The sequence below is a fragment of the Streptomyces sp. NPDC021020 genome, from assembly GCF_044333285.1.
Taxonomy (GTDB): Bacteria; Actinomycetota; Actinomycetes; order Streptomycetales; family Streptomycetaceae; genus Actinacidiphila.
This window is the reverse complement of the sequence record NZ_JBIRQQ010000015.1, coordinates 13,377-39,150: the sequence shown is the minus strand read 5'-3', so window position 1 is coordinate 39,150 and position 25,774 is coordinate 13,377. Positions and strand designations below refer to the sequence as shown.

General features: G+C 74.3%; 25 protein-coding genes and 1 tRNA gene. 14 read left to right on the top strand and 12 right to left on the bottom strand.

From position 1 onward, the window contains the following. Positions 1–82 precede the first annotated feature (82 nt). The 7 genes from ACH4SL_RS34155 (at position 83) to ACH4SL_RS34125 (ending at position 7,076) form a co-directional block, all read left to right on the top strand. Positions 83–565 carry a CarD family transcriptional regulator gene (locus ACH4SL_RS34155; RefSeq protein WP_031525269.1) on the top strand — a complete coding sequence of 161 codons (483 nt, stop codon included), beginning with the start codon at positions 83–85 and terminating at the stop codon, positions 563–565. Between the two features lie 336 nt (positions 566–901). After that, positions 902–1,630: a 2-C-methyl-D-erythritol 4-phosphate cytidylyltransferase gene (gene ispD / locus ACH4SL_RS34150; RefSeq protein ID WP_398453649.1), complete on the top strand. Its 729-nt coding sequence runs from the start codon at positions 902–904 to the stop codon at positions 1,628–1,630. Beyond that, positions 1,620–2,147 carry a 2-C-methyl-D-erythritol 2,4-cyclodiphosphate synthase gene (gene ispF, locus ACH4SL_RS34145; RefSeq protein ID WP_398453297.1) on the top strand — a complete coding sequence of 176 codons (528 nt, stop codon included), beginning with the start codon at positions 1,620–1,622 and terminating at the stop codon, positions 2,145–2,147. The genes ispD and ispF overlap by 11 nt, the downstream gene beginning before the upstream one ends. Before the next feature lie 267 nt (positions 2,148–2,414). Next, complete coding sequence (locus ACH4SL_RS34140; RefSeq protein ID WP_398453294.1) at positions 2,415–2,804, top strand: PPOX class F420-dependent oxidoreductase; 390 nt, start codon at positions 2,415–2,417, stop codon at positions 2,802–2,804. Between the two features lie 60 nt (positions 2,805–2,864). Next, positions 2,865–4,256, top strand: a complete 1,392-nt coding sequence (gene cysS / locus ACH4SL_RS34135) for a cysteine--tRNA ligase (RefSeq protein ID WP_398453291.1) — start codon at positions 2,865–2,867, stop codon at positions 4,254–4,256. Between the two features lie 103 nt (positions 4,257–4,359). Continuing rightward, complete coding sequence (gene rlmB / locus ACH4SL_RS34130; RefSeq protein ID WP_398453288.1) at positions 4,360–5,316, top strand: 23S rRNA (guanosine(2251)-2'-O)-methyltransferase RlmB; 957 nt, start codon at positions 4,360–4,362, stop codon at positions 5,314–5,316. 110 nt (positions 5,317–5,426) lie between these two features. Further along, positions 5,427–7,076, top strand: coding sequence for a DoxX family protein (locus ACH4SL_RS34125; RefSeq protein WP_398453286.1), 1,650 nt, complete (start codon positions 5,427–5,429; stop codon positions 7,074–7,076). 87 nt (positions 7,077–7,163) lie between these two features. Here the strand turns inward: ACH4SL_RS34125 and ACH4SL_RS34120 are convergent, their stop codons facing one another. The 6 genes from ACH4SL_RS34120 to ACH4SL_RS34095 form a co-directional block, all read right to left on the bottom strand. Continuing rightward, positions 7,164–7,907, bottom strand: a complete 744-nt coding sequence (locus tag ACH4SL_RS34120) for an NDP-sugar synthase (RefSeq protein ID WP_398453283.1) — start codon at positions 7,905–7,907, stop codon at positions 7,164–7,166. Positions 7,908–8,024: 117 nt separating this feature from the next. Next, entirely contained in the window at positions 8,025–8,441 is a 417-nt protein-coding gene (locus ACH4SL_RS34115) for a hypothetical protein (RefSeq protein ID WP_398453280.1), read from the bottom strand. A 225-nt stretch (positions 8,442–8,666) separates the two neighbouring features. Next, positions 8,667–9,791 (bottom strand): ABC transporter ATP-binding protein, encoded by a 1,125-nt coding sequence (locus ACH4SL_RS34110; RefSeq protein WP_031525260.1) that lies wholly within the window; start codon positions 9,789–9,791, stop codon positions 8,667–8,669. A gap of 232 nt (positions 9,792–10,023) precedes the next feature. Then, positions 10,024–10,097: transfer RNA gene (locus ACH4SL_RS34105), tRNA-Thr, on the bottom strand. Positions 10,098–10,178: 81 nt separating this feature from the next. After that, entirely contained in the window at positions 10,179–11,351 is a 1,173-nt protein-coding gene (locus ACH4SL_RS34100; RefSeq protein ID WP_398453277.1) for an erythromycin esterase family protein, read from the bottom strand. After that, on the bottom strand, positions 11,348–11,938 hold the full coding sequence (locus ACH4SL_RS34095) for an NADPH-dependent FMN reductase (RefSeq protein ID WP_398453274.1): 591 nt from the start codon (positions 11,936–11,938) through the stop codon (positions 11,348–11,350). Before ACH4SL_RS34095 ends, ACH4SL_RS34100 begins: the two co-directional genes overlap by 4 nt. Before the next feature lie 97 nt (positions 11,939–12,035). Here ACH4SL_RS34095 and ACH4SL_RS34090 point away from each other — a divergent pair, with 97 nt between their 5' ends. Both ACH4SL_RS34090 and ACH4SL_RS34085 read left to right on the top strand, forming a co-directional pair. Further along, entirely contained in the window at positions 12,036–12,707 is a 672-nt protein-coding gene (locus ACH4SL_RS34090; RefSeq protein ID WP_398453270.1) for a TetR/AcrR family transcriptional regulator, read from the top strand. 275 nt (positions 12,708–12,982) lie between these two features. Then, entirely contained in the window at positions 12,983–13,633 is a 651-nt protein-coding gene (locus tag ACH4SL_RS34085) for a YdcF family protein (RefSeq protein WP_398453647.1), read from the top strand. 20 nt (positions 13,634–13,653) lie between these two features. Here the strand turns inward: ACH4SL_RS34085 and ACH4SL_RS34080 are convergent, their stop codons facing one another. Continuing rightward, on the bottom strand, positions 13,654–14,757 hold the full coding sequence (locus ACH4SL_RS34080) for a YbhN family protein (RefSeq protein ID WP_398453267.1): 1,104 nt from the start codon (positions 14,755–14,757) through the stop codon (positions 13,654–13,656). A 29-nt stretch (positions 14,758–14,786) separates the two neighbouring features. Further along, positions 14,787–16,667 (bottom strand): APC family permease, encoded by a 1,881-nt coding sequence (locus ACH4SL_RS34075; protein ID WP_398453644.1) that lies wholly within the window; start codon positions 16,665–16,667, stop codon positions 14,787–14,789. Positions 16,668–17,168: 501 nt separating this feature from the next. Here ACH4SL_RS34075 and ACH4SL_RS34070 point away from each other — a divergent pair. Continuing rightward, positions 17,169–17,780: a hypothetical protein gene (locus tag ACH4SL_RS34070; RefSeq protein ID WP_398453264.1), complete on the top strand. Its 612-nt coding sequence runs from the start codon at positions 17,169–17,171 to the stop codon at positions 17,778–17,780. Between the two features lie 25 nt (positions 17,781–17,805). Further along, complete coding sequence (locus ACH4SL_RS34065; RefSeq protein ID WP_398453261.1) at positions 17,806–18,162, top strand: MerR family transcriptional regulator; 357 nt, start codon at positions 17,806–17,808, stop codon at positions 18,160–18,162. Positions 18,163–18,227: 65 nt separating this feature from the next. Here ACH4SL_RS34065 and ACH4SL_RS34060 read toward each other — a convergent pair whose 3' ends face one another. Then, positions 18,228–20,042, bottom strand: coding sequence for an FG-GAP repeat domain-containing protein (locus ACH4SL_RS34060; protein WP_398453259.1), 1,815 nt, complete (start codon positions 20,040–20,042; stop codon positions 18,228–18,230). A 332-nt stretch (positions 20,043–20,374) separates the two neighbouring features. Here ACH4SL_RS34060 and ACH4SL_RS34055 point away from each other — a divergent pair, with 332 nt between their 5' ends. Next, complete coding sequence (locus tag ACH4SL_RS34055) at positions 20,375–23,269, top strand: AfsR/SARP family transcriptional regulator (RefSeq protein ID WP_398453256.1); 2,895 nt, start codon at positions 20,375–20,377, stop codon at positions 23,267–23,269. 258 nt (positions 23,270–23,527) lie between these two features. Here ACH4SL_RS34055 and ACH4SL_RS34050 read toward each other — a convergent pair whose 3' ends face one another. The 3 genes from ACH4SL_RS34050 to ACH4SL_RS34040 form a co-directional block, all read right to left on the bottom strand. After that, on the bottom strand, positions 23,528–23,941 hold the full coding sequence (locus ACH4SL_RS34050) for a PIN domain-containing protein (protein ID WP_398453253.1): 414 nt from the start codon (positions 23,939–23,941) through the stop codon (positions 23,528–23,530). Next, the gene (locus tag ACH4SL_RS34045; RefSeq protein ID WP_398453250.1) at positions 23,938–24,201 is read right to left on the bottom strand and encodes a CopG family transcriptional regulator; all 264 of its coding nucleotides are present in this window, start codon (positions 24,199–24,201) and stop codon (positions 23,938–23,940) included. The genes ACH4SL_RS34050 and ACH4SL_RS34045 overlap by 4 nt, the downstream gene beginning before the upstream one ends. A 78-nt stretch (positions 24,202–24,279) precedes the next feature. Continuing rightward, positions 24,280–24,894, bottom strand: coding sequence for a glyoxalase (locus ACH4SL_RS34040; protein WP_398453247.1), 615 nt, complete (start codon positions 24,892–24,894; stop codon positions 24,280–24,282). Positions 24,895–25,087: 193 nt separating this feature from the next. On the opposite strand from ACH4SL_RS34040, the gene ACH4SL_RS34035 reads away from it, so the two are divergent. Both ACH4SL_RS34035 and ACH4SL_RS34030 read left to right on the top strand, forming a co-directional pair. Further along, entirely contained in the window at positions 25,088–25,285 is a 198-nt protein-coding gene (locus tag ACH4SL_RS34035) for a hypothetical protein (protein ID WP_398453245.1), read from the top strand. A 65-nt stretch (positions 25,286–25,350) separates the two neighbouring features. Next, positions 25,351–25,761: a hypothetical protein gene (locus ACH4SL_RS34030; RefSeq protein ID WP_398453242.1), complete on the top strand. Its 411-nt coding sequence runs from the start codon at positions 25,351–25,353 to the stop codon at positions 25,759–25,761. Positions 25,762–25,774 lie beyond the last annotated feature (13 nt).

Genomic DNA, 25,774 nt, shown 5'->3' with positions numbered 1-25,774 from the left:
TATGCCCTGACCTGCGAAAACGCCATTCAGATGAGGGCGTTCCCGTGTTACCCTGGATAGCCACGGAAGGGGTACCTGTCACATGACGTTCAAGGTTGGCGACACCGTGGTCTATCCCCATCACGGGGCCGCGCTGATCGAGGCTATCGAAATTCGCCAGATCAAAGGCGTGGACAAGACCTACTTGGTGCTCAAGGTCGCCCAGGGCGACTTGACGGTGCGCGTACCCGCGGACAATGCGGAGTTCGTCGGCGTGCGCGACGTTGTCGGTCAGGACGGGCTGGATCGGGTCTTCGAGGTGCTGCGCGCGCCGTACACCGAGGAGCCCACCAACTGGTCCCGTCGATACAAGGCAAATCTGGAGAAGCTCGCCTCCGGCGACGTCATCAAGGTCGCGGAAGTCGTCCGTGACCTGTGGCGGCGCGAGCGCGAGCGCGGCCTGTCGGCCGGCGAGAAGCGCATGCTCGCCAAGGCGCGGCAGATCCTGGTCAGCGAACTCGCTCTGGCCGAGAACACCAACGAGGACAAGGCCGAGGCCCTGCTCGACGAAGTCCTCGCGTCGTAAGACCGTCCCTTTCCGGACGCTCTCGTGTCACGTCCACTCCAGCGCCCACCCACGCTGCCGTGACGTACTGACTTACGCAGACGCACCCCGGGCACCCACCGGGGACACTGCCGCGGCACCCGGCCCAGCACCACGGCCGGGTGCTGCGGCATGCGCGGCCCGGCGCACGCGGCGGCTGAGCGGGTGAGCACAGCTGCCGCGGCGCGTACGCCGAACCCGGCGCCTGCGGTCCCGCAGGGCGATACGGTCATCCCCAGGACTTCACGGAAGGGGTCCTGGCGGGGAGCCCGCGCCCTGCAACCACCCGGGACATCGCCCCGGGCGCACCTCCAAGCGATACCCAACTCATACAAGGACACAAACCTGCGTACCGCAGCCGTCATTCCCGCCGCCGGACGTGGCGTCCGGCTCGGCCCCGGCGCGCCCAAGGCGCTGCGCACTCTCGGCGGGGTCCCCCTCCTGGTCCACGCGGTGCGCGCCATGGCGCGTGCCCGCGCCGTCTCCGTGATCGTCGTGGTCGCGCCGCCCGACGGCGCCGCCGAGGTCCGGGCGCTGCTCGACGCGAACGGGCTGCCCGAGTCCACCGACATAAGGGTCGTGCCCGGCGGCGCCGAACGGCAGGACTCCGTCCGCCTGGGCCTGGCCGCGCTGCCCGACGACGTCGACACGGTGCTCGTGCACGACGCCGCCCGCCCGCTGGTGCCCGTCGAGACGGTCGAGGCCGTCGTCGAGGCGGTACGGGGCGGGGCGCCCGCCGTGGTGCCGGGGCTGCCGCTCGCCGACACCGTCAAGAGCGTCGACCCGGACACCGGCGCCGTCACCGGCACGCCCGAGCGGGCGCTGCTGCGGGCCGTCCAGACCCCGCAGGGCTTCGACCGCGAGGTGCTGGCCAAGGCGCACTCCTCGGTGTCCGGCCCCGTCACGGACGACGCCGGCATGGTCGAGCAGCTCGGCATCCCCGTCCTCGTCGTGCCCGGGCACGAGGAGGCCTTCAAGGTCACCAGGCCGCTGGACCTCGTCCTGGCCGAGGCCGTACTCGCCCGCAGGAGGGCCAATGGCCACTGAGCCCCTCGCCGGGGAGGCGCTTCCCGGCCCGCCGCTGCCCCGGGTCGGTGTCGGAACGGACGTGCACGCCTTCGCGGCGGGCCGCGAGCTGTGGTGCGCGGGCCTGCACTGGGAGGGCGCGTCGTACGGGCTCGCCGGGCACTCCGACGGGGACGTGGCCGCGCACGCGGCGTGCGACGCGCTCTTCTCCGCCGCCGGGCTCGGCGACCTCGGGGCGCACTTCGGCACGGACCGGCCCGAGTGGGCCGGGGCGTCCGGGGTGACGCTCCTCGCGGAAGCCGCGCGGATCGTCCGCGCGGCCGGCTTCACGATCGGCAACGTCGCGATCCAGGTCATCGGCGTCCGCCCGAAGATCGGGACCCGCCGCGCCGAGGCGGAGGCGGCTCTCGCCGCGGCGGTCGGGGCGCCGGTTTCCGTGTCCGGCACGACGACGGACGGGCTCGGCCTCACCGGCCGCGGCGAGGGGCTCGCCGCCCTGGCCACAGCGATGGTCCTGCCGCCCACGGCGCCTGCTTAGCGCTGCCGCGCGGGGCGCGCCCGTAGGGGCGCGGGGAACTGCGCGCTCAGCCCTCCACCGGCCGGTGGTCCGGTACGGACCGTACTGCCCCTCCGGGTCGGTGACGACGTGACGGCACGTCGTGGCTGGTCGCGCAGTTCCCCGCGCCCCTGGTGGTGCCCGGCGCGGCAAGCGCGGCCCTCCCCCGTCCGCGGGGGCGGATGAATTCGGGGGGTGGCGGCGTTGCAGGAGCGACGCAGAACCGCCCCGGAAGAAAGGCAGCCAGCCATGGCTCAGCTCTCGGACAACGCTCGTGCGCTCTTCGACGCGAAGACCTATGCCACCGTCGCCACCGTCGAGCCCGACGGGACGCCGCAGCTGTCGGTCGTCTGGGTGGCGCGGGACGGGGACGACGTGCTGTTCTCCACCACCCGGGACCGGCGCAAGGCGCGCAACCTGGCGCGGAACGCGCGGGTCACCGTGCTCGCGACGCCGGAGGGCAACCCCTTCGCGTACGTCGAGATCCGCGGCACCGCGACCGTGACCGAGGACGGGGACCGCAGCTTCGTCGACTCCGTGAGCCGCAAGTACACCGGAGCCCCCTACAGCAACGACGGCCCGGACGCCGTGCGGGTGATCGTGCGGGTCAGCCCGGAGCGGGTCGTCGAGCGGTTCTGACGCCGCGGTGTCTTTCGCCCGGCGGTCCGCGAATGCCGCCGGGCCCCCTATTCTTGAGGCGTGACTATTCGCCTGTACGACACAAACGCGCGCCAGGTACGTGACTTCGTCCCGCTCATGCCGGGCTGTGTGTCTCTCTACCTGTGTGGCGCCACCGTGCAGGCGGCGCCGCACATCGGCCACATCAGGTCGGGGCTCGACTTCGACATCATGCAGCGGTGGTTCCGCTACCGCGGCTACGACGTGACCTTCGTCCGCAACGTCACCGACATCGACGACAAGATCATCCGCAAGTCCGCCGAGCAGGGCCGGCCGTGGTGGGCCATCGGGTACGAGAACGAGCGCGCCTTCACCAACGGCTACGACGTGCTGGGCTGCATGCCGCCCACGTACGAGCCGCGGGCGACCGGGCACATCCCCGAGATGATCGAGATGATGCGCGGCCTCATCGACAGCGGCCACGCCTACGTCTCCGACGGCAACGTGTACTTCGACGTGCGCTCCTTCCCCCGCTACCTGGAGCTGTCCAACCAGGAGCTGGACAACCTGCGGCAGCCGGAGAGCGAGGGCGAGACGGGCAAGCGCGACCACCGGGACTTCGCCATGTGGAAGGCCGCCAAGCCCGGCGAGCCGTCCTGGGAGACCCCGTGGGGCCGCGGGCGCCCCGGCTGGCACCTGGAGTGCTCGGCCATGGCGCACAAGTACCTCGGCGAGGTCTTCGACATCCACGGCGGCGGTATCGACCTGATCTTCCCGCACCACGAGAACGAGATCGCCCAGGCCAAGGCGTACGGCGACGAGTTCGCGCGCTACTGGGTGCACAACGCGTGGGTCACCATGAGCGGCGAGAAGATGAGCAAGTCGCTCGGCAATTCCGTGCTGGTCTCCGAGATGGTGCAGCGCTGGCGGCCGATCGTGCTGCGCTACTACCTGGGCACCCCGCATTACCGGTCGATGATCGAGTACAGCGAGGAGGCCCTGCGCGAGGCCGAGGCCGCTTTCGCGCGGATCGAGGGTTTCGTGCAGCGGGTGGTGGAGAAGGCCGGGCCGGTCGAGCCGGCCGGCGAGGTGCCGCCCGCCTTCGCCGAGGCGATGGACGACGACTTCGGGGTGCCGCAGGCGCTCGCCGTCGTGCACACCACCGTCCGGCAGGGCAACAGCGCGCTGACCGCCGACGACAAGGAGACGGCGGTCGCGCGGCTGGCCGAGGTCCGTGCGATGCTCGGAGTGCTGGGCCTGGATCCGCTGGACCCGCACTGGACGGGCGCCGACCGCGGGGAGGACCTGCACGGCGTCGTCGACTCGCTGGTCCGGCTGGTGCTGGAGCAGCGGCAGCAGGCGCGGTCCCGCAAGGACTACGCGACGGCCGACGCGATCCGCGACCAGCTGGTGCAGTCCGGTCTGGAGATCGAGGACACCCCGACCGGCTCGCGCTGGACGCTGCGCGGCTGACCGGAGACACAGGGGGGTGCGGGCGTTCCGGCCCCCGCACCCCCCGCCGCTTTCCGGGCCCGCGCCCACCGACGTGACGTAGACAGAAGAAGTGAGAGTCCCCATGGCCGGCAACAGCCAGCGCAGGAACCGCCGTACGAGCAACAAGAAGGGCGCGACGGTCGGCAGCGGCGGGCAGCGCCGCAAGGGCTTGGAGGGCCGGGGCCCCACCCCGCCCGCCGAGATGCGGCCGGGCCACAAGAAGAGCCGGGTCGCCGCCGCCCAGGCCCGTAAGAGCGCGGGCCGCCAGCAGCGTCCGGCGGGGCGCGGCGGCCGGTCGGCGTCCGAGCTGGTCGTGGGCCGCAACCCGGTCGTCGAGGCGCTGCGCGCGGACATCCCGGCCACGGCCGTCTACGTCCAGCAGTTCATCGACAACGACGACCGGGTGCGCGAGGCGCTGCAGCTGTCCACCGACCGCGGGGTGCCGCTCATGGAGGCGCCCAGGGCCGAGCTGGACCGGATGACGAACGGGCTGAACCACCAGGGCATCGCCCTGCAGATCCCGCCGTACGAGTACGCGCACCCCGAGGACCTGGTGGCCGACGCCGCCGACAACGGCGAGGACGCGCTGATCGTCGCCCTCGACGGGGTGACCGACCCGCGCAACCTGGGCGCCGTCGTCCGCTCGGTCGCCGCCTTCGGCGGGCACGGCGTCGTGGTGCCCGAGCGGCGGGCCGCCGGGATGACCGCGGGTGCCTGGAAGACCTCGGCCGGCACCGCCGCCCGCGTCCCCGTCGCCCGCGCGACCAACCTGACCCGCGCCCTGGAGGCGTACAAGAAGGCGGGCCTGACCGTCGTCGGCCTCGCCGCGGACGGCGACGTCGAGCTGTACGACCTGGAGGCGCTGGACGGGCCGGTCGTGATCGTCGCGGGCAGCGAGGGCAAGGGCCTGTCGCGGCTGGTCGGCGAGACGTGCGACCTGCTGGTGCGCATCCCGATGCCGGGCGGCGCGGCCGAGTCGCTGAACGCGGGCGTGGCCGCGGGCGTGGTGCTCTACGAGGCGGCCCGGCGCCGCTCCTGAGCCGCCCCGGGCAGGCGCGGGAGGGCATCATACGGGTCCGGTGCGATTGACGCGTCTCGGACATCGAGGGCCGTGTCCGGCAGTGTCCTAAAGGACCGTCACTCGGTTAGATGAGCGTGGACACCAGAACACCCCGCCCCTCCCCGGGCGGCGGGACGCCCGCATCCGACGAGCCCCCCTTCACCATGGCCCGGGTGCCGAGCGACCCCGCCCAGGTCATCGTCACGCACGCGAGCTTCCGTGTGCAGCTGGGAAGGACCTCGGCGCGCTCCCTCGCGCGAGCCACGCACGGCACGACCGCGCCGCGGGCCGCGCAGCCGCACACCGCGGGCCGCCGCAGGCTCGCCCCGGTGGTGTGGTCCGGCGGCTCCGAGCCCGGCGACGCGCTGTTCCAGGCGGTACGCGGCCCCGGGGCACCGGGCGGCGGGGCGGACGGTACCGCGGGCGCGGCCACGCAGGTACTGCCGCGGATCGGCGGGGCGACGGGGCAGCCGCCCGCCACGCCCACCGTCGTGGGCCCGCGCAACGGCGAGGCCCCCACCGCCCGCCTGCTCGGCGGTGTGCGCCCCGCCCGCGGCGCCTTCGACGATCCGCCGGTCGCCAGCTACGACCCCGGGTACGCCGACTACGACGACGATGACGACGACCTGCACGAGACCGCGCCCCGGCGGGAGCGGCCCGTGCCCAAGGGCGGCGACTTCGTCAAGCACGCCTGGTACCCCGGCCGCCGGATGAACCTCGGCATCGTGCTGCTGCCGCTGCGCGTCTTCCTCGGCTTCGTGTCGATCTACGCGGGCATGGGCAAGCTGTGCGACCGCGTCTACTTCGACGGCGGCAAGCGCGGCTCCATGGTCACCTGGCTCACCTCGCTGCACCCCTGGGGCGCCGCCGAGCCGCTGCGCGACGCCGCCCTCAACCACCCGGTGGGCGCGGGCCTTTCCATCGCCTTCCTCCAGGTCGTGGTGGGCGTGCTGACGGTCTTCGGGCTGTGGCAGCGGGTCGCCGCGGTCTTCGGCGCGGCCCTGTCCGTCGCGCTGCTGGTCACCGTGAGCTGGCGCACCGTCCCCGTCTACGACGCCCCCGACTTCATCTACCTCGCCGCGTGGAGCCCGCTGATCATCGCGGGCGCCCCCGTCTACTCCGTGGACGGCAAGCTCGCCGCCGACGCCTGGCGCAGGCTCGGCCCGCGCGTCGGCCTGTGGGGGCTGCGCCGCTACGTGCTGCGCCGCGGTGTGGTGCTGGGCACGCTCATCGCCGGGTGCTCGCTGCTGATCGGCTCCGTGCTGGGCGCGGCGGTCCGGGCCGGCACCGCGCCGGGCACGCACCCGTACGGGCCCGCCTCGCCGCCGGTCAACGAGCTGCCGGGGGAGCCGCTGCCCGAGGTCTCCGGGGCCGACGACGGGTCCGCGCCGGGGAGCCAGGCGCCCACGCGGCCGGCGGAGGAGCACAGGACGCCGCAGCCGTCGGCCTCCGCGCAGCCGCCGACCGACGGGACGGGGGAGGCTTCCACCGCCACGCACACGCCGGGGAGCGGCTCGCACACCCAGGGCGGCACGCGGACGTCGGGCGGTACGTCCGGCGGCTCGACCGGCGGTTCGTCCGGCGGCTCGGGCGGTACGTCGCAGGCCCCCGCGCCGCCGACCCACGCGGGCCCGCCCCCGGCGCCGCCCGCCCCGCGGCCCACGCAGGGCGGCGCGATCGGCGGGCTGCTGGGCGCGGCGCTGCTGGGCGCCCCGGCGGAGCCGACGCCGACGGCCTGACGTCGCGCACGTCCCCGAGGCTGCGCACGTCCCTGAGCCCGCGTGGTCCCGCAACGGGGCCCGCGGGCTCAGCTCATGGCGCCGGCCTCAGATCGCGGGCGCCGTGCTCAGCTCGCGGGCGGCCTCGCGGAGGTCCTTGGCGGTGTCGATGGCCCGCCAGTAGGCGCCCTGCGGGATCGGGTAGCCGGCCAGCCGCCGCTCGCGGGCCAGCCGCGGGAAGGTCGTGCGCTCGTGGTCGCCCAGGTCCGGCAGCATCGCGGTGAAGGACGGCGCGAAGACGTACACGCCCGCGTTGATCAGGAAGGGCGAGGGCGGCGCCTCGATGAAGTCCAGGACCTGCCCGAACTCGTTGGTCTCGACAGCGCCCCACGGGATGCGCGGCCGGGCGAGCGCGAGGGTCGCCACCGCGTCCCGCTCCTCGTGGAAGGCGGCCATGCCGCGCAGCGAGAAGCGGGTCCAGATGTCGCCGTTGGTGGCGTACCACGGCTCGTCGGCGCGCGGCAGCGACGCGGCCGCGTACTTCAGCCCGCCGCCGCGGCCCAGCGGCTCGCCCTCGACGACGGTCGTCACCTTCAGCGGCAGCGGCGCGCTCTCCAGCCACTCCTGGAGCACCTCCGCGAGGTGCCCGCACGACACGACGACGTCCGTGACCCCCTCCGCGGCCAGCCAGTCGAGCTGGTGGCCGATGATGGGCGTGCCCGTACCGGGGATCTCGACCATGGGCTTGGGCCGGTCGTCGGTGTAGGGCCGCAGCCGGGAACCCTGGCCGCCGGCCAGGATGACGGCCTGGGTGACCGGGACGGTCTCGTGCGCGGTGGTGTCGTGCGTCATGCAGCGCACCCTATGCGAACGCCCACGAGCGCGTACGCCCGGCAACCCCGCGGGGCTGCCGGGCGTACGCGCTCGTGGCGGTGCCCGTACCGGTCGGACCTGTTGTCGGAGGGGCCGTCAGCCCATGGCGGCGACGCCGGTCGCGAACGCGGTGTCGCACACCGGCCGCGACCACGCCTGCGCGCGCCGCACCGAGCCGTCGTACTTGGCGACGGCGGCGCGGCCCAGCGAGCGGGCGAGGGACACGCAATACCGTGCGAGGGACGGCTGCTGGGCCATGGCGACCTGAAGGTCGGTCAGCGCGGCCCCCGGGTCCTTGCGCTGGAGTTCGTCCAGCAGCCGGGCGCGCAGCACCTCCTGCGGCGCCTTGGCGGCTGCCTGGTCCCGCGACGTGGCGGAGGCGGCCAGCACCTTGCCGTCGGAGTCGGGGCCGGCCCACGAGACGCGGGTGACGGCGAGTGTTCCCGACAGCACGAGGACCACCGGGAGGACGAGCGCGAATGTCTTGCCGAGACGGCGAGCTACCTGGTTCACGGTTCGGATCGTAGCGACTGGTGATGATTCGGCGACATCGAGTCACCCTTGCGGGGGAGTGAATTCGCCGGGCGGCGCGTTCGAGTGTTGACGAACGGACCCGAACTGCCGCTTGTGCGGGCATCCGTCCGGTGCGCACACGCCAACGGCCGGGCGGTGCGTACGGATACGCACCGCCCGGCCGTCACAGGCGCGGAACTCCCCCTGGGAGGGGGCGTCGTGGGATCAGTCGCTCAGGCGCTCGCCGGAGGAGGTCGCGAAGACGTGGGTCTCGCCACCGCGCGGCACGACGTGCAGCACGGAGCCCTTCTCCGGGATCTCGCGGCCGCCGACGCGGATGACGACGTCCTTGTCCTCGTTGCCGACCTTCGCCGAGCCGTAGACGTAGCCGTCGGCGCCGAGCTCCTCGACGACGTTGACGGTGACGGCCAGGCCCGCCGGGGCGTCCTTGGACAGCGACTTGGCCTCGCTGTCGCCGCTGACGATGTCGAAGTGCTCGGGGCGGACACCGACGGTGACCGTGGTGTCGCCCTTGTCCGCCGCCGCCTGCACCGCGTCGCGCTCGACGTTGACCAGCGCGTTGCCGAAGCGCACGCCGCCGTCGACGATCGGGACCTCGATGAGGTTCATCGCCGGGGAGCCGATGAAGCCCGCGACGAAGAGGTTGGCCGGCTTGTCGTACATGTGGCGCGGGGTGTCGACCTGCTGCAGCAGACCGTCCTTGAGGACCGCGACGCGGTCGCCCATCGTCATGGCCTCGGTCTGGTCGTGGGTGACGTAGACCGTGGTGACGCCGAGGCGGCGCTGCAGGCTGGCGATCTGGGTACGGGTCTGGACACGGAGCTTGGCGTCGAGGTTCGACAGCGGCTCGTCCATGAGGAAGACCTGCGGCTCACGCACGATGGCGCGGCCCATCGCGACACGCTGGCGCTGACCGCCGGAGAGGGCCTTCGGCTTGCGGGCCAGGTAGTCGGTGAGGTCCAGGATCTTGGCGGCTTCCTCGACCCGCTTGCGGATCTCGGCCTTGTTGACGCCGGCGATCTTGAGCGCGAAGCCCATGTTGTCCGCGACGGTCATGTGCGGGTACAGCGCGTAGTTCTGGAACACCATCGCGATGTCGCGGTCCTTGGGCGGCAGGTGCGTGACATCACGCTCGCCGATCCGGATCGCGCCGGCGTTCACGTCCTCCAGCCCCGCGAGCATGCGGAGCGAGGTCGACTTGCCGCAGCCGGACGGGCCGACGAGGACCAGGAACTCGCCGTCCCCGACCTCGATGTCCAGGCCGTCGACGGCGGGCTTGTCGCCACCCGGGTAGATCCGGGTCGCCTTGTCGAACGTCACAGTAGCCATGGTTGTACGCAATCCCTTCACCGGCAGGAACGTGCCGGACGATCCGAGTAAAGGAAGCAGATCTCTCGGTGCCGCTTCAGTGGTCGAGCCCGGTGGTACGCGGACTCCCCGGTGACGCTACCTGCACGTTCCACCTTTTGTCACCAGGCCCCGGGCGCCTTTTTCGTCACCCGGACGCACGAAGGAGGTCCCGCCCGTACGGGGCGGAACCTCCGGTGGTTCTGTGACGGCGAGCCCCCGGTCGGATTCGAACCGACGACCCCCTGTTTACAAGACAGGTGCTCTGGCCGACTGAGCTACAAGGGCGGGCGGGCCTGGCGGCGCACACCCGTACTCTAGCGCCTCGGCTCCCGGCGGGGGCCGGGGATTACGCCCCCGGGGGCTTCCTCAGGGCAGGCGCCGCACCGGGCGGACGCGGCGCAGGTGGACCAGGACGTCGAAGGCGTCGGGGAGCGAGGCGACGGCCAGGTGCTCGGCCGCGTCGCGGGCCGGGGTGTAGACGCCGCTGACGACCCGGGCCGTCGCCGGGCCCTCCCACGTCCGGCGCTCGTGCGGCGCGCGCAGGTCGAGCCAGTGCGCGGGGCGGCCCGGGGCCTCGCCGGACAGCCGGGCGTCGAGGCGGCCGGGGGCGGGGGCGGGGACCTCGGCGACACCGAGGTCGCCGTGGTGGAAGCCGATCGCCACCGACACGTACCCGGCGCCGTACCGCTCCCGCAGGATGCTGCCGACGGTGGGCCCGGGCCCGCGTCCGGGGGCCGCGCCGAGAGTGACCGGGGCGGCGCAGGTGTGCGCGATGCCGTCCCAGTAGGCGGTGCGGCGCCCGGTGCGGCGCTGCCGGTCCGCGATCGCCCCGGCCCAGGCGGCGGCGTCGCCCGCGTAGCCGCCGCGCCCGGCGACGCTGCGCTCGTGGAAGCCGGCGATCAGCCGCATCCGGGCGGCGGCCTCCGCGCCGGGGAGGTCCGCGACGAGCGCGAGGGCGTCGCGGGCGTGCTCGGCGAAGGGGCGTCCCGGGTGCAGGCCGCGGGCGCGCTGCACGTGCTCGTCGATGTCGTGGGCGGTACGGATCGGCTCCAGGTGGGCGGCCACTTCGCCCAGCCGCTCCGGGGCGGTGCGGCGGACGTGGTCGAGCACGGCGTCGTAGTCGGCGGGCCCCGCCTGGAGCGGCTTGACGCCGAAGACGCGGACGGGGTCGGCGGGATGGGCCCGGTTGAAGTCGCGGATCCACTCCAGGGCGGCGGCCGTCTCCTCGGTGCGCCAGGGCCGCCAGGCGCCGTCCAGCGCGCTCGCGGCGGTGCCCGGTCCGCCGTTCGCGTACGCGTCGAGCCGCGCGCCGGCGGCCGCGTCGTCCTGGACGGCCAGCTCGCGGAAGCCGTGCTCGCCGACCAGCCGGCGGAAGAGCAGGTCGCGCAGGGTGGAGGTCTCGTGGGCGAAGCGGGTGGATTCGCCGAGCCCGGCGATCAGGGGCGCCCCGGAGGCGACGGCGGCGGCCAGCGCGTCCAGCTCCGCGGGGGAGAGGGTGTCCGCTGCCGTTTCCGTACGGGCGGGGTCGGCGGCGGTCACGCCGGGACCCCCGCGCGGAGCGGCTCCAGGGCGCGGGACCAGGCCAGGACGTCGTCCAGCAGCGCGCCGAGCGGGCCGTGCGCGTGCGGGTCGGGGGCGGGCCCCGCGGCGGGCCCGCCGGGGTCGGGGGCGGTGAAGTCGTCCCGCAGGGACAGCGTGACCTGGGAGCGGACGGTGGCGACGCGCAGTTCGGCCAGGACCAGCCGCAGGTGCTCGGCCGCCCGCGTACCGCCCTGCACGCCGTAGCTGACCACGCCGGCGGCCTTGTCGTTCCACTCGGCGTACAGGAAGTCCAGGGCGTTCTTGAGCGCGCCGGAGAGGGAGTGGTTGTACTCCGGGGCGACGAACACGAAGCCGTCGAGGCGGGCGATCGCCTCGGCCCAGCGCCGGGTGTGCGGGTGGGCGTACCGGCCGGCCATGGCGGGCAGTTCCTCGTCGAGCAGCGGCAGCCCGAAGTCGGCGAGGTCGACGATCTCGAAGTCCGCCCCGGGGTGGCGGCGGGCGGCCGCCGCGGCGACCCACTCGGCGACGGCGTGCCCCCGGCGGCCCGGGCGGGTGGTGCCGACGATGATGCCGATCCTGGTCATGGCGTGCTCCTCAGCGGAAGGACGGTGTTGCACCGATCGATGTAGACACTACACCGATCGGTGCAATCAATGCTGCGGGTGGAGTAGCCTCGGCGGCGTGACGGAGAAGAAGAGTTCGAGTGCGGCGGCGGGCGAATCTGTGGCCTCCAGGAGGAAGCCGGTCGGGCAGCCGGACAAGCGGCGGGCGATCGTCGCGGGCGCGCTGACGCTGTTCGCCCGCGACGGCTACACCCGGGCGAGCCTGGACGCGATCGCCGCGGAGGCGGGCGTGTCCAACCGCACCATCTACAACCACTTCACGGACAAGGCCGAGCTCTTCCAGACGGTCATCCAGGAGAGCACCCGGCGCGCCGCCGACACGATGATCGACTTCATCGACCGCCACCTCGGCAAGGTCGTCGACCTCGAACAGGACCTCACCGACTTCGGCCTGGCCTGGCTCGGCGTGCTCTCCTCCGACCTCGCCCCGCACTTCGCCCTCGTCCGCCAGGTCGGCGCGGAGGCCGAGCACATCCCCCCCGCCGCCCTGAAGCTCTGGCGCGAGACCGGCCCCCTCCGCACCCGCCACGCCCTCGCCGACCGCCTCGGCGCCCTCCCCACCCTGGAGATCGCCGACCCCCTCCGCGCCGCCGGCCACCTCATGCTGCTCGTCTCCGCCGACAACTTCACCGACCGCGCGGACCTGTCCGACCCCGCCGCCTGCCACGCGATGGTCACCGCGGGAGTCCGCACCTTCCTCCACGGCTACGCCCCGCGACCCACGACCTGAGCCCCCGCGCGCGGGGGCGCGCCGTATCAGGGCCGCCGCGGCCACCGGTGGCCGAGTTGCTCGGCGGCGGCGCTTTCCGCTCATCGCCCGATTGTCCGAACTGCGGGTACGGGACGAGCGTGACTCGCAGTCCCAGGGATGCGGTTGACTACGTCACGTCGAGAGGAACGCGGCATGGCGCCCAAGTGGCGGGAACTCGCCGACCGGCTCGCCGAGCGGATCAGGAACGGTGAATGCGACGTGCCGGACTCGTCCGCTCCGGAGGCTTCCCGGGCATGATCCCGACGTCGGTCCGGGCGGACGCCCAACGCCTGTGGGACTTCCAGCGGATGGGGCACGAGCCGCGGCCGTGTTCGGTCGTGATCGGGCTGGGCAGCCACGATCTGGGGGTGGCGGACACCGCCGCCGACCTCTACCACTGCGGCCTGGCGCCGCTCGTGGTCTTCACCGGCGCCACCAGCCCGACCACGGCGGAGCGGATGCCGCGCGGGGAGGCCGAGCACTACCGGCGGCGCGCGGTGGAGCGCGGGGTGCCGGAGGGGGTCGTCCTCGTGGAGCCGCGTGCTCGCAACACCGGGGAGAACATCCGCTTCTCGCGGGAGCTGCTGGCCGAGCGCGGGGTCGCCGTCTCCTCGGCGCTGCTGGTGAGCAAGCCGTACGAGGAGCGGCGCGGCTACGCGACAGCGCGGAAGGTCTGGCCGGACGTCGCGTGGGTGTGCGCCTCCGCCCCGCTGACCCTCGCCGCGTACGCCGAGTCGATCGGCGACCCGTCCCTCGTCCTGAACATGCTGGTCGGCGCGCACCAGCGGCTCACGACGTACCCCCGCCTGGGCTTCACGATCCCGCAGGACGTGCCCGACGACGTCACGCACGCGTACGAGCGCCTGGTGGCCGCCGGCTTCACGAGCCGCCTCGCCCGGGGCTGACGGAGGAGTGCCGGCCGCGGTCAGGGGGCGTCGTGGTGTCGTGCGGGTGTTCGGGTGGTGTGGTGGCGGGCGGCGATGGTGAGGCTGAGCCAGCTTGTCCAGCCGATCGGCTGGAGGGCCCAGTAGCTCAGGATCCGGTAGAGGAGGGCCAGTGCGATGGCCTGGTCGGTGCGGAGTCCGTAGAAGACCAGGAGGGCGGTGAGGCTGGTCTCCACGATGCCGAGGCCGCCGGGGGTGAGCCGGAGTGCGCCCGACATCTGGGTGAGCGTGTAGGCGACGAGCACGCCGCGCCACGGCACGGCGATACCCAGCCCCCATGCGCAGGCGACGAGGCAGGACGCGTCGAGTACCCAGTTGCCCAGGGCCAGGAGGAACGGCGCCAGCCACGGGCGTACCCCGGGCCGGGCCGCGCGGACCTCCCGGACGAGGTGGCGCAGTTCGTCCTCGAAGGCCCACATCCGCCGGGAGCGGACCCCGGCGCGCCGCCAGATCCGCCAGGCCCGCCGCCGTACGAGGGCGAAGTGCGGCAGGACGGCCGCCGCGGCGGCGAGTAGCAGCAGGACGGCGGCCAGCCCGAGCACGGCCGTCCGCAGCCCGGCGGGACCCGCCGTGCCGTCGGCCAGGACACCGGCCACCAGGAGCAGGAACAGGCCGGCGGCCGACATGAGGCCGGCGATCGCGAGGGCCGACCCGGCGAGTGCCGCGGATGTCCCGCGGCGGCGCAACTGCCCGTACAGCCAGGCGGTGGCGAAGGCCGCGCCGCCGGGGAGCGCCCCGGCGACGGCGTTGGCCGCCACGACGACGGCGCCCGTCACGGCGAGCCCCAGCCGGGCTCCGCCCCACCGCAGCAGCTGCCACTGGAGCCCCGTCAGGCAGGTGAGGGAGAGCGCTTCACAGAGGGCGGCCAGTGCCAGCGGCGCCGGGCGGACCACGGCGATCTCGCGCGCGGCCAGGACGAGGTCGTGGCGTCTTCCCACGGCCAGCGCCACGGCGGCAGCCACCAGTACGGCCGAGACCAGCCACCGCACCGGATGCCGGACCCGCGGCGGACGCCGGACCCGCGTGGTCGCGCGGTCCGGCCCCGCGTCGCCCGTTTCCTCCGGTTCGCCCCTTTGGTTCGCCACGGGGGACACGGTACGGCCGGGCCGCCGTCCTACACGTGGTACGGGACGTCCGTGACGACGATCTTCGGCAGCAGGCGCAGGGCACGCCGGAGCCGGCTCGCGGTGCGGTCGTGCAGCAGGCGGTAGCGGCGGCGGCGCGTCACGATCTCCGGGACGACGATCGTGAGGGTGAGCTGCGGCTGCTGCGCGTGCAGCGCCTCGATGTAGTGGACCAGCGGGGCCACCGTCGCCCGGTAGGGGGTGACGAGCACCTCCAGCGGCAGGTGGTCGCCCCAGCGGTCCCAGTAGCCGCGGAAGCGGTCGGCCTCGGCCTCGCCGGGGCTGAGGTGGAGGGCGAGGGCGGGCTGGCGCAGGGACGCGGCGTACGCGAGCGCCCGCATCCCGGCCAGGTCCAGCGTGGAGATCGGCACGATGGCCAGGTTGCGGATCTCCTCGGGGCTCTCCTCGTCCTCCCGGACCGACGCGTGCGGGGGCGCCATCGGGCGGACCGGTGCGGCGGAGGGCGCCGCGGGCGGGACCCCCTCCGCCGCGGGCGAGGGCTCCGCAGGCGGCGCCCCGCCGGGGGACGCGGGGATCTCGATCGCGTGCGGGTGCAGCCGGAGCGCGGCCCGCACCTCCTCGTAGTGGTGGTGGATGCGCGTCGTCACCAGCAGGAACAGGCCCACCGCGAGGATGCTCACCCAGGCGCCCGAGGTGAACTTGGTGATCCCCGCGGTGACGAGGACGAGCGCGGACAGCACGCAGCCGGTCGCGTTGAAGAACAGGCTCTTGCGCCAGTGCCGGTCGCGCAGCCGCCACCAGTGGCGGACCATCCCCGCCTGGGACAGCGTGAAGGCGAGGAACACCCCGACCGCGTAGAGCGGGATGAGGGACGCGGTGTCGCCGCGGAAGGCGATGAAGACGACCGCGGCGGCCACCGACAGCACGGCGATGCCGTTGCTGAAGGCGAGCCGGTCGCCCAGCCGCAGGAACAGCCGCGGCGCGTGCCCGTCGCGGGCCAGCAGGAAGAGCACCCGCGGGAAGTCGTTGTAGGCGGTGTTGGCCGCCAGCAGCAGGACCGCGGCGGTGGCGGCCTGCGTGACGACGTACATCGGTCCCGAGCCGAAGCCGCGGTGGGCGAGCTGGGACAGCACGGTCTCGCCGGAGCGGGGCACGACCCCGTCGAGGCGGGCGACGGCCGTCACTCCGGCGAACAGCGTGATCAGCAGGCAGATCATCCACGTCAGTGTGGTGCGGGCGTTTCGCCACTCGGTCGGCCGGAAGGCCGGGACCGCGTTGGAGATCGCCTCGATGCCGGTCATGGCGGTGGAGCCGGAGGCGAAGGCGCGCATGACCAGCAGCGCGCCGACGCCCTCGGCGGCGTGGAGCGGCGGGGCGGCTGCGGTGTGGAATCCGCGGTCCGCGGCGTCGGCCAGCCCCTTCGCCACCAGCGCCAGCATCGCGAGGACGAAGGCGTACGTCGGGGCGGCGAACAGCGCGCCGGCCTGCCGCAGCCCGCGCAGATTGCCCAGCAGCAGCGCGGCGATGACGCCCGCGCCGATCGGCACGGTGTACGGGGAGAGCGACGGGACCGCCGACGTGATGGCCGCCACGCCCGACGCGATGGACACCGCGACGGTGAGGACGTAGTCCGTCATCAGCCCCGCCGCGGCCACCAGCCCCGGGATCCGGCCGAGGTTGTCGCCCGCCACGATGTACGAGCCGCCGCCGTGCGGGTACGCGCGGATCGTCTGGCGGTACGAGATCCCGACCGCGAGCATCAGGAACGCGATGGCCGCGGCGACGGGCGTGGTGAAGTCCAGCCCGGCGGTCCCGGCCAGCACGAGCACGGCGAGCATGGCCTCGGGGCCGTACGCCACCGAGGACAGGGCGTCGGCGGAGAGCACCGGCAGCGCCACCAGCTTGCGCATGCGCTCGCGCGCGACCGCGGTGCTCTTCAGCGGCGCCCCGACCACCGCGTGCCGGACGCTGTCCGAGAAGCGGGCCGCGCCGGAGGCGGGCTCCGTCGCGGCCGGGGCCGTCATGGTGCCCAGCGGCGCCACCCGGACCATGCGGCCGAAGCGGTCGGGGCCGATGTCCTCGGCCGGCGGGAAGCCGCCGAGGTCCGGATCGACCGGCAGCGCGTCCCGTCGCGCGCCCGCCCGCGCCCAGGCCTTTCCGACCTCGGCCAGGACCCGGAGCTGGTCCTCGTCGAGACCGGGCAGCGCCTCCGCCGGACCGGGCGCGCCGCCCCCCGCGCCCGGGGCGGCGCCGCCACCTCCTCCGGTGCCCTCACCGCGTGCAGCTCTCACCTGACTCAGTGTCACTTACGGGCGGGCGCCCGTCCGGTTCCCGCGCGGGGCCCGGCGCTCCCGGCGGACGGGCGGCGTGCGGGCGGGGAGGATGGGGGGACACCGGACGGAGGGGGCGGCATGGGTGAGGTCGAGGTGCGGGGGGCGCGGGCTTGGGTGGGGGTTTGGCGGGACGTGGTGGGCGGGTATCTGCGGCGGCCGCTCGCCGGGGAGGCGGGGACCGCGCTGGGGCATTCGGCTGAGCTGCGGGCCGTCGTCTATCTGATGGTGGGGGCGGAGGTGCTCGTCGAGGGGCTCATGGACGTGTCGCTGGTGCCGCCGGCGTGGCGGCTGGTGCACCTGGTGTGGCTCGCCCTGCTGGTCGACGCCGCCTTCGCCTTCGGCGCGGTGACGCGCCGCCACCCCCATCTCGTGGGCCCGACCACCCTGCGGGTCCGTGCGGGGCTGCTCGACGAGTTCGCCGTTCCCCTGGCGCTCGTGCGGGGCGTCCGCCGTGAGCGGCTGTCGGTGAAGGGGCGCGGGGTGCGGGCCGTCCCCGACCGCCAGGACGCGGTGGCGTGCAACGTGAGCGGCACGACGGAGATCGTCGTGGACCTCCACGAGCCGCTGGCCCTCCGCCTCGCGGACGGCGGGACCCTCGTCGCCCGCCACCTCCACCTCGCCGCCGATCACCCCGCCGCGGCCCACCGCACCCTGCGCGCGGCGCTGGTCAGCGGGCCGGGTACGGGCTGAGCATCGCGCCCGCGTAGCCCTCGACATGAGGATCGGCGAGCTCTCCCGCGAGACGGGTGTGGCCGTCCGTCTGCTGCGCTACTACGAGGAGCAGGGCCTGCTCGCCTCGCACCGCAGCGGCGGCGGGCACCGGCACTACGGGCCCGAGGCGCCCGCCGCCGTGGCCCGGGTCCGCACGCTGCTCGCCGCCGGGCTGCCCACCCGCGTCATCCGCGACCTCATGCCGTGCTTCGCGGGGGACGGCGCGGAGGTCCAGGCGTGCGTCCTGGACCACCTCCGCGACCAGCTCGCCGCCATGGACTCCCGCATCGCCGACCTCACCCGGGCCCGCGCCGCGCTCGGCGGCATCCTCGACGCCTCGACGCGCGCGCTCGCGGGCTGACGACCGCGGGACGTGCGAGGGCGCCCGCACCGGCCGGTGCGGGCGCCCTCGCCGGGCGGGACGGGTCAGAAGAGCTTCTTGTACGTGTCCCAGCCCGGGCCCACCGTCACACGGGCCTTGAAGCCGCCGTTGCCGTCGGCGCTGTAGCGGTAGGCGTAGCCCGCGCCGTCGACCGCGAGGAGGTCGGCGCGGCCGTCGCCGTCCATGTCGCCGGGGGAGGCGAGCTGCTTGAAGCTGCCCCAGCCGGTGCTGACCTTGACGCGGGCGGCGAAGGGCGCGGTCGCGCTGCCGGTGCCGCGGTAGAGCCACAGCGTGCCGTCGGCGGTGCGGCCGACGATGTCCGCGCGGCCGTCACCGGTGAAGTCGCCCGCGCCGACGAGGGCGTTGTAGGTACCCCAGCCGCTGCCGACCAGGACGCGGGCGCCCAGGTGGGTGTTGCTGCCGTCGCCGCGGAAGAGGTAGAGCTTGCCGTCGCCGGCGCGCGCGAGGATGTCGCTGTTGCCGTCGCCGCTCAGGTCGCCGGGGCCGATGATCAGGTTGTAGCCGCTCCACCCGGTGGAGATGGGCCCGCCGTCGGCCATCTGGTTGTAGAGGGTGTTGCCGTAGCGCTCCAGCAGGTCCGGCGCGCCGTCCCTGGCGAGCGCGTTGGAGTACGTCAGGTCGAACTGCCCGGCGTAGCTGCCGACGGGGACGGCTCGGAAGCGCGGGGTGAAGACGCCGGTGTTGGTCACGCCGTACTCGAAGAGCGTGCCGTCCGGGGTCTCGCCGAGCAGGTCCTTCTTGCCCCAGTAGGGGACGCTGCCGGAGTTGGCGAACTCGTCCACCGTCCAGCCCGTGCCGGACTGCTCGCGCGGCAGGAAGCCGCCGTTGCCGTCCGGGTAGTACTGCCACAGGGTGCCGTCGAGGGTCCGGCCGAGCAGTGAGGCCCGGCCGGTCTCGTCGGTGCCGACGCCGATGATCTGGTTGTAGCCGTTCCAGCCCTTGCCTACGAGCGTCCGGCCGGCGAAGGGCGCCGAGGAGGCGCCGGTGCCGCGGTAGAGGAAGAGCGAGCCGTCGGTGGTCCGGGCGACCAGGTCGCTGATGCCGTCGCCGTCCACGTCGCCGGGGCTGGTGAGCTGGTCGTAGACGCCCCAGCCCGAGCCGATGAGGACGCGGGCCAGGAAGGGCTCGCCGCTGGTCCAGGAGCCGGTGCCCTGGTAGAGCCAGAGCTTGCCGTCGTGGTCGCGGGCAACGATGTCGGCCTTGCCGTCGCCGGTGAGGTCGTCGGTCGCGACGACCTTGTTGTACGTCCCCCAGCCGTTGCCGCTCCACGACGGGCTGGTCGGGAAGTTCCCCGGCGTGAACAGCTCCAGCTGCCCGGTGACCGTCGTCGCGAGGACGTCGGGCCCGCCCGTGCCCATCAGGTCGCCCGGCGTCAGCAGGTCGAGGAACATCTCCGGCGCGGGGCTGAGCTTGGTGAAGTCCGACTGGACGTTGTAGAGGTCGCCCGCCGGGTTGCGGAAGAGCAGGCCGGAGAGGCCGGAGCCGTCGACGTCGTACCGCACCGGCGGCGCGGTGGGGTCCGGGTCGGGAGCCGTCGCTGTCGGCGTGGGCGTGGGCGTCTCGGTGGGCGTCGCGGGCGCCGTCTCGGTCGGTGTCGGCGTCGGCGTCTCGGCGGGAGTCGCGTCGGAGCGCGCGGACTTCCGGTTCGGCGCCGGGTGCCGGGTCAGCTTCGGCAGCGGCTGCGCGGTGGCGGCCCGCGGCGTGAGGCGCTGCGCGCCCGGCTCGGCGGCCTGGGCGCTCGTCCCCAGCGCGAAGGCGCCGAGGGAAAGGAGGCCGGCAGTGCACACCGCGACGAGACGGCGGCGTTTTCTGGACCCTGCCAGTTGTGTTGCGGACATGAGAAATCCCCCCTGGGATGTCGAACGACAAATCCCCGAACCGGTACGGAATCTTCCACACGTCCGGTTCCGGTGAGCGGAGTGTATTCCGGTGGATGGGCCCTGGCCTGCGTGTTTCCGCCTACGCGGGGGCGGTGAAAGCTTCGACCTGCCGGAATTCCACAAGCCTTTCCGACTGTTCATCCGCCGTTCGCGCACCTGCCGCCCGGAAGCTTTCCGTCCGCCGCGGCACGAAAGGGCGCCGGCACGGTGCCGGGCACGGGGCGCCCGCGCCTGTGCCGAGGCCGCGCGGGGAGCGGTGCGCCTAGAATGTCCGCAGGTAAGGGGGCGCGATGCCGACGTTCGGGCTGCTGGGGCCGCTGCTGGTGCACGACGGGACGCAGGAGCGGGCGGTCGGCGGCCACAAGGTCCGCGTCCTGCTCGCCGCACTCCTGCTGGCGGCCAACCGGACGGTGTCGAAGGACGCGCTCAAGGAGGCGCTGTGGGGCGCCCGCCCGCCGGCCACCGCCGACGCCTCCCTCTTCAACCATCTGACGCGGCTGCGGCGGCAGTTGGCCTTCCTCGGCGACGAGCCGCAGCGCATCACCGCGGTGCCGCACGGCTACCGGCTGCACGTCGCCGACGGCGAGTTCGACGTCGAGGTCTTCCAGGGGCAGGTGGACGCCGCCCGCGCCGCGCATCTGCGGCAGGACTGGGCCGAGGCGGCGGAGCGCAGCGCCGCCGCGCTCGCCCTGTGGCGCGGCGGGCCGCTCGCCGACCTTCCCGAATTCGCCGACGCGGAACCGCAGTTGCCGGTGGTGCGGCAACTGGCCGAGGCACGGCTGCAGGCGCTGGAGTGGGGCTTCGACGCCCAGCTCGCGCTGGGCCGCCGCCCCGAACTCATCGGCCGCCTCACGGCACTTGCCGCCGAGCACCCGCTCCGCGAGGCCTTCCACCGGCAGTTGATGCTGGCGCTGCACGGCGCGCACCGGCAGGCCGAGGCGCTGGAGGTGTACGCGCGGCTGCGGGCCACGCTCGCCGAGGAGTTGGGCGTCGACCCGTCGGCGGCGGTACGGGCCGCGTACCAGGAGGTGCTGGCCCAGGAGGTGCCGACCGCGGACGCCCCCGCGGACGCGACGGTAGCCGTACCCGCGCAGGCTCCCGCGGAGCCGCCTACCCCCGCCTTCCGGCCGCTGCACCAACTCCCCGCCGACGCGGGCCTGTTCACCGGACGGGACGCCGAGGTCGCCCGGCTCACCGCGCTGCTGAGACCCGGCGCCGCCCCCGGCGGGGAGGCCCCCGGCCGGGCACCGCGCCCGGTCGTCGTCTCGGGGATGGGCGGCGTCGGCAAGACCGCGCTCACCGTCCACGTCGCGCACCTGCTGCACGCGGACTACCCCGACGGGCAGCTCTACGCCGACCTGCGCGGATTCGGCCCCGGCGGCCGCCGCGACCCGCGCGACCTGCTCGTCCGCTTCCTGTCCGACCTCGGGGTGCGCGACGAGTCGCTGCCCGGCGACATGGACGACTGCGCCGCGCTCTTCCGTACCGTCCTGGCCCACCGCCGGATGCTGCTGGTGCTGGACAACGCGCGGGACGCCGCGCAGGTCGTGCCGCTGCTGCCGGGCAGCGGCGGCTGCGCGGTCGTCGTCACCAGCCGGCACACCCTGACCGACCTGCCGGCCGCGGTGCTGCTGCCGCTGGCGCCGCTCACGTCCGCCGACCAGGAGGTGCTGCTGGCCGCGCTGTGCGGGAGCGAGCGCGTCCTGGAGGAGCCGGAGGCCGCAGCCGAGATCCTGGCGCGGTGCGGCGGGCTGCCGCTCGCGCTGAGCGTCGTCGGCGGCCGGCTCGCCTCCCGGCCCGGCTGGCCGCTGTCGCTGCTCGCCCGCCGGCTGTCGTCCGGCACCGGCCGGCTGCCCGAACTGACCGTCGGCAGCCTGGACGTCGAGGCCACGATCGGCATGAGCTACGTCGCGATGCGCGACAGCGACCTGCCGCCCGAGCGGGCCGTCGCCCGCGCCTTCCGCCTGCTGGGCGTCTGGCCCGAGTACGAGGTGACCCCGCACTCGGCCGCCGCGCTGCTCGACCTGCCGGTCCGCGACACCGCCCGGCTGCTGGACCGGCTCACCGACGTCCACCTCCTGCAGAGCCCGGCGCCCGAGCGGTACGGCATGCACGACCTGCTCGGCGAGTACGCGGCCGAGCGCCTGCGCGCGGAGGAGCCCGCCGAGCCGCGCGCGCGGGCCGAACTGCGGCTGCTGGCCTGGTACGTGGCGGCGGTCGAGAGCGCGTCGGCGATAACCGTCGGCGAGACCCAGCCGCCCCCGCCGCTGCCCGGCCCGCCCACCGCACCACCGCCGCCTTTCGCCGACGCGCACGAGGCGCTCGCCTGGTACGTCCGCGAACTCCCCGCGATCCAGCACGCGATCGCCCGGGCCGGCGCCCTCGGCCGCTCCGACATCGCCTGGCGGCTGGCGGTGGGCCTGTTCGGCTACGGCGACACGTACTGGTGGACGGGCATCTGGGACGCGGCGCTGCGCAGCGCGCTGGACATCGCCGTCGCGCAGGACGACACGGTGGGGCGGGCCTGGCTCTACCGGCGGATCGCCGTCGCGCACGGCATGGCCTACCGCAACGAGGAGTGCCTGGAGAATCTCGGCGTCGCCCTCGAACTCTTCGAGCGGGCCGGGGACATCACCGCCCAGGCGTCCATCCTCGGCAACCTCTCGGCACTGCACGTCCAGGCCGGCCGGCCCGAGCCAGGGCTGGCGTACGCGCTGCGCTCCCAGGAGCTCTACCGGGAAGTGGACGTGCCCGGCAGCGAGTCGCTGGTCCTGGGCCGGATCGCCGACGCGCTCCAGCTCGCCGGCGACTACGCCGGGGCCGTCGAACACCAGCGCCGCCGCCTGGGGTTGCTGCGCGCGCTGGGCCGGCCGACCGCGCTGGCCACCTTGCTGACGAACTACGGCGCCGCGCTCCAGCACCTCGGCGAGCGGGCCGAGGCCTTCGCCGCGCTCGACGAAGCCCTCGCCATCCGGCGGCAGTTGAGCGACTACGGCGGCGAGGCCGACTGCCTGGCCGCGACCGCCCGCGTCCACCACCACTTCGGCGAGTGGGAGGCCGCCCGCGAGTGCTGGCAGGCCTGCCTCGACCTGGCCCGCTTCCACCTGCTGCCGCAGCGCGAGCAGGAGTGCGTGGCAGGCCTGGCCGCGCTGGAGGACGCCTGTGCGGCGGGCGGCCTCCGCTGAAGGCCCCCCGCCGCACCTGCACACCACCCCGCGAGGCCCGTCTCGCGGGGGAGTGACCACGGATCGAACGACCCGCAGACCTGTACCCCGGCGGCCGCGCCGCCCGGCGCTTCCCCGGTGCGGACGGCCCCGAGCCTGCCCCGTGACCAGGCCCCGTCCCGTCCGCACCGGCGGTGTGTGGACGTGACGAGGCTAGGAAACGGCGGCAACAAACCGCCAACGGTTCACCAACGGCCCGCCCCGCGCGCGATGTGGGGATCAGATCCTGACGACCGTCGCGCCCGCACCGCACAGCGCGGTCAGGTCCTCGGGGTCGGACGTGAGGACGGTGACGGGTGCGGGTGCCGCGAGGGCGGTCGCGCTCAGCATGGCGTCGATGGCGTACTTGTGGCCGTGCAGGCCGGCGTCCGCCAGGAGCGCGGCCGCGTGGCGGGCGGTCGCTTCCGTGACGGGCTCCACGACCAGGCGCGACAGTGTCCACTGCAACGCGGGCCGGTTGATGCGCGGGTGGACCACTTCCACCAGGGTGGCCGCGGACGTGATCACGCGCAGGTCGTCGGCGCGCGCGAGGGCGAGCCAGGCGGTCACCGTACGGTCCCGCAGTACGGCCTTCGCGAGCCCTTCGCTGTCGAGCACCAGGGTGCCGCCCGGGGCGGCGGGGGCATGTGTCACGCCGCGTTCTTCCCGCCGCCGGTCTGCTGCGCGCGCGCCCGGTGGAGCTGGTCGCGCAGGGCCTGCACCTCCTCGTCGGTGACAGGGCCGTGCTCCGCCTCGGCGACCTGGATGAGCTCGTTGAGGTTGTCCCGCTCGATCTGCCGGGCGACGGCGGCGGCGACGTAGGCGGACAGACCGGACGGGCCGCCGCGGGCCCGGGCGGCTTCGGCGATGTCGCTCGGCATCGTGATCGAGTACTTGCGGGTGGGCTCACTCATGCCCTTTATGCTACCGCGGATGCTACCTCGGTGGGTGCCCGCTGCCGGTCCCGGGCCGCAGACGCGGCAAGCCGGGGGTCAGGACGCCGGCTGCCAGGCGAAGCCGTCCGGGTCGGTGAAGGCGGACGTGCCGGAGGCGGCGATCGCCAGGCCGTGGGGGCCTTCGCCCTCCTCCGGTACGCCGGCGTCCTTCGCCAGGGCGCGGCGGCCGTACAGGGCGAGCTTGATGCTGCCGGGGGCCGCGAACTCGACGTACTTGCGGCCGAAGCTCTTGCCGACCGTGAGGCCCTGCTCCACGTAGAAGCGCTTGGTCGCGAGGACGTCGGTGGCGCCGAGCAGCAGGACGACCTCGTCGACCTTCCGGCTGTCGGGCGCGGTGTCCTTCTTCGCCGACGTCGCGATCTTCCACAGCGCCCCGTCCGGCGCCTTCACCACCCCGCCGTACCCCCACAGCGACTTCGTCACCGGCTTGACCTCCGACGCCCCCGCGTCGACCGCCGACCCGACCAGGCCCCGCACGATCGACGGCTGCGCCACCACGAGCGACAGCGTGTACCCGCGAAAGCCGCTCCCGGCCTCCGCGTCCGCGGCCCGTACCCGCACCAGGTCCCCGAGGCCGAAGGCCCGCTCGTAGAACCGCTCGGCGGCCGCCGGGTCCGCGGCGTCGAGAATGACAGCTTCGATGGAGTTCATACGTCGACCGTAACCACGCCCCCACCTGCGCGCTTCTCGAAACCTGACCGGTCGTGGGCGCTTCCCCCGGGTAGCGGACATGTCACAGGAATGTCCTGATCGCGCGGCCCCGCGAACGCCCGCGGCGGCGTCCGCGTCCGTGGGAGGGAGTGCCTGCCCGCCGGGGCGGGCCCGCCGATGTCACGGAGAAGCCATGCGCAGCTGGAGAATGCCGGTCGTCGTCGCCCTGGTCGCCGTGGTGGCCGGGGGAACGGTCGCCGGATGCCACAGCAGTACGAGCCACGGCACGCACAAGTCGAAGAAGTCGCGGTCGCGGTCGATGTCGTACGACGCGCCCGGCACGGGCCGGACCTCCGACGCGATCACCGCCGGACTCCTCACGCGCGCCTGAAACCCGGGGGGTTGTGAGTACGCGCACTCATGCGGGGCGCGGCCGCCCGCGGTTGGGTGGAGGGCATGGACAACCCTCCTGGCCCGTACGCCGATCCGGACGAGGCCGGGCCCTGGTCCGGCCTCCCGGAGCCGCGCCGCCGCGAGCCGGGCCCCTACGGCCCGGCCCCCCTGCTCTCGACCCTCGTCACCCTCCCCCTCGCAGCCGCCGCCTGGCTCTACGGCGCGGTGTCCGCGATGAGCGGTGACCCGCTGGACGGCCCCGAGGCCGACGCCTTCGACCGCAGCTTCACCCACGGCTTCCACCTGCTCCAGACGCTCGTCGGGGCGGCGGCCGCAGTCCTCCTCGTGAGCTGGGTGCTCCCGCCCCGCCCGGCCCTGCGCACCGCCCGCACGCTCCTCGCGCTGGCCGCCCCGGCTCTCGTCGTCGCGGGCTTCCTCGTCTTCCGCACCACGGTGAACTGGCCGCACCGGTAGGGGCGGTGCGCGG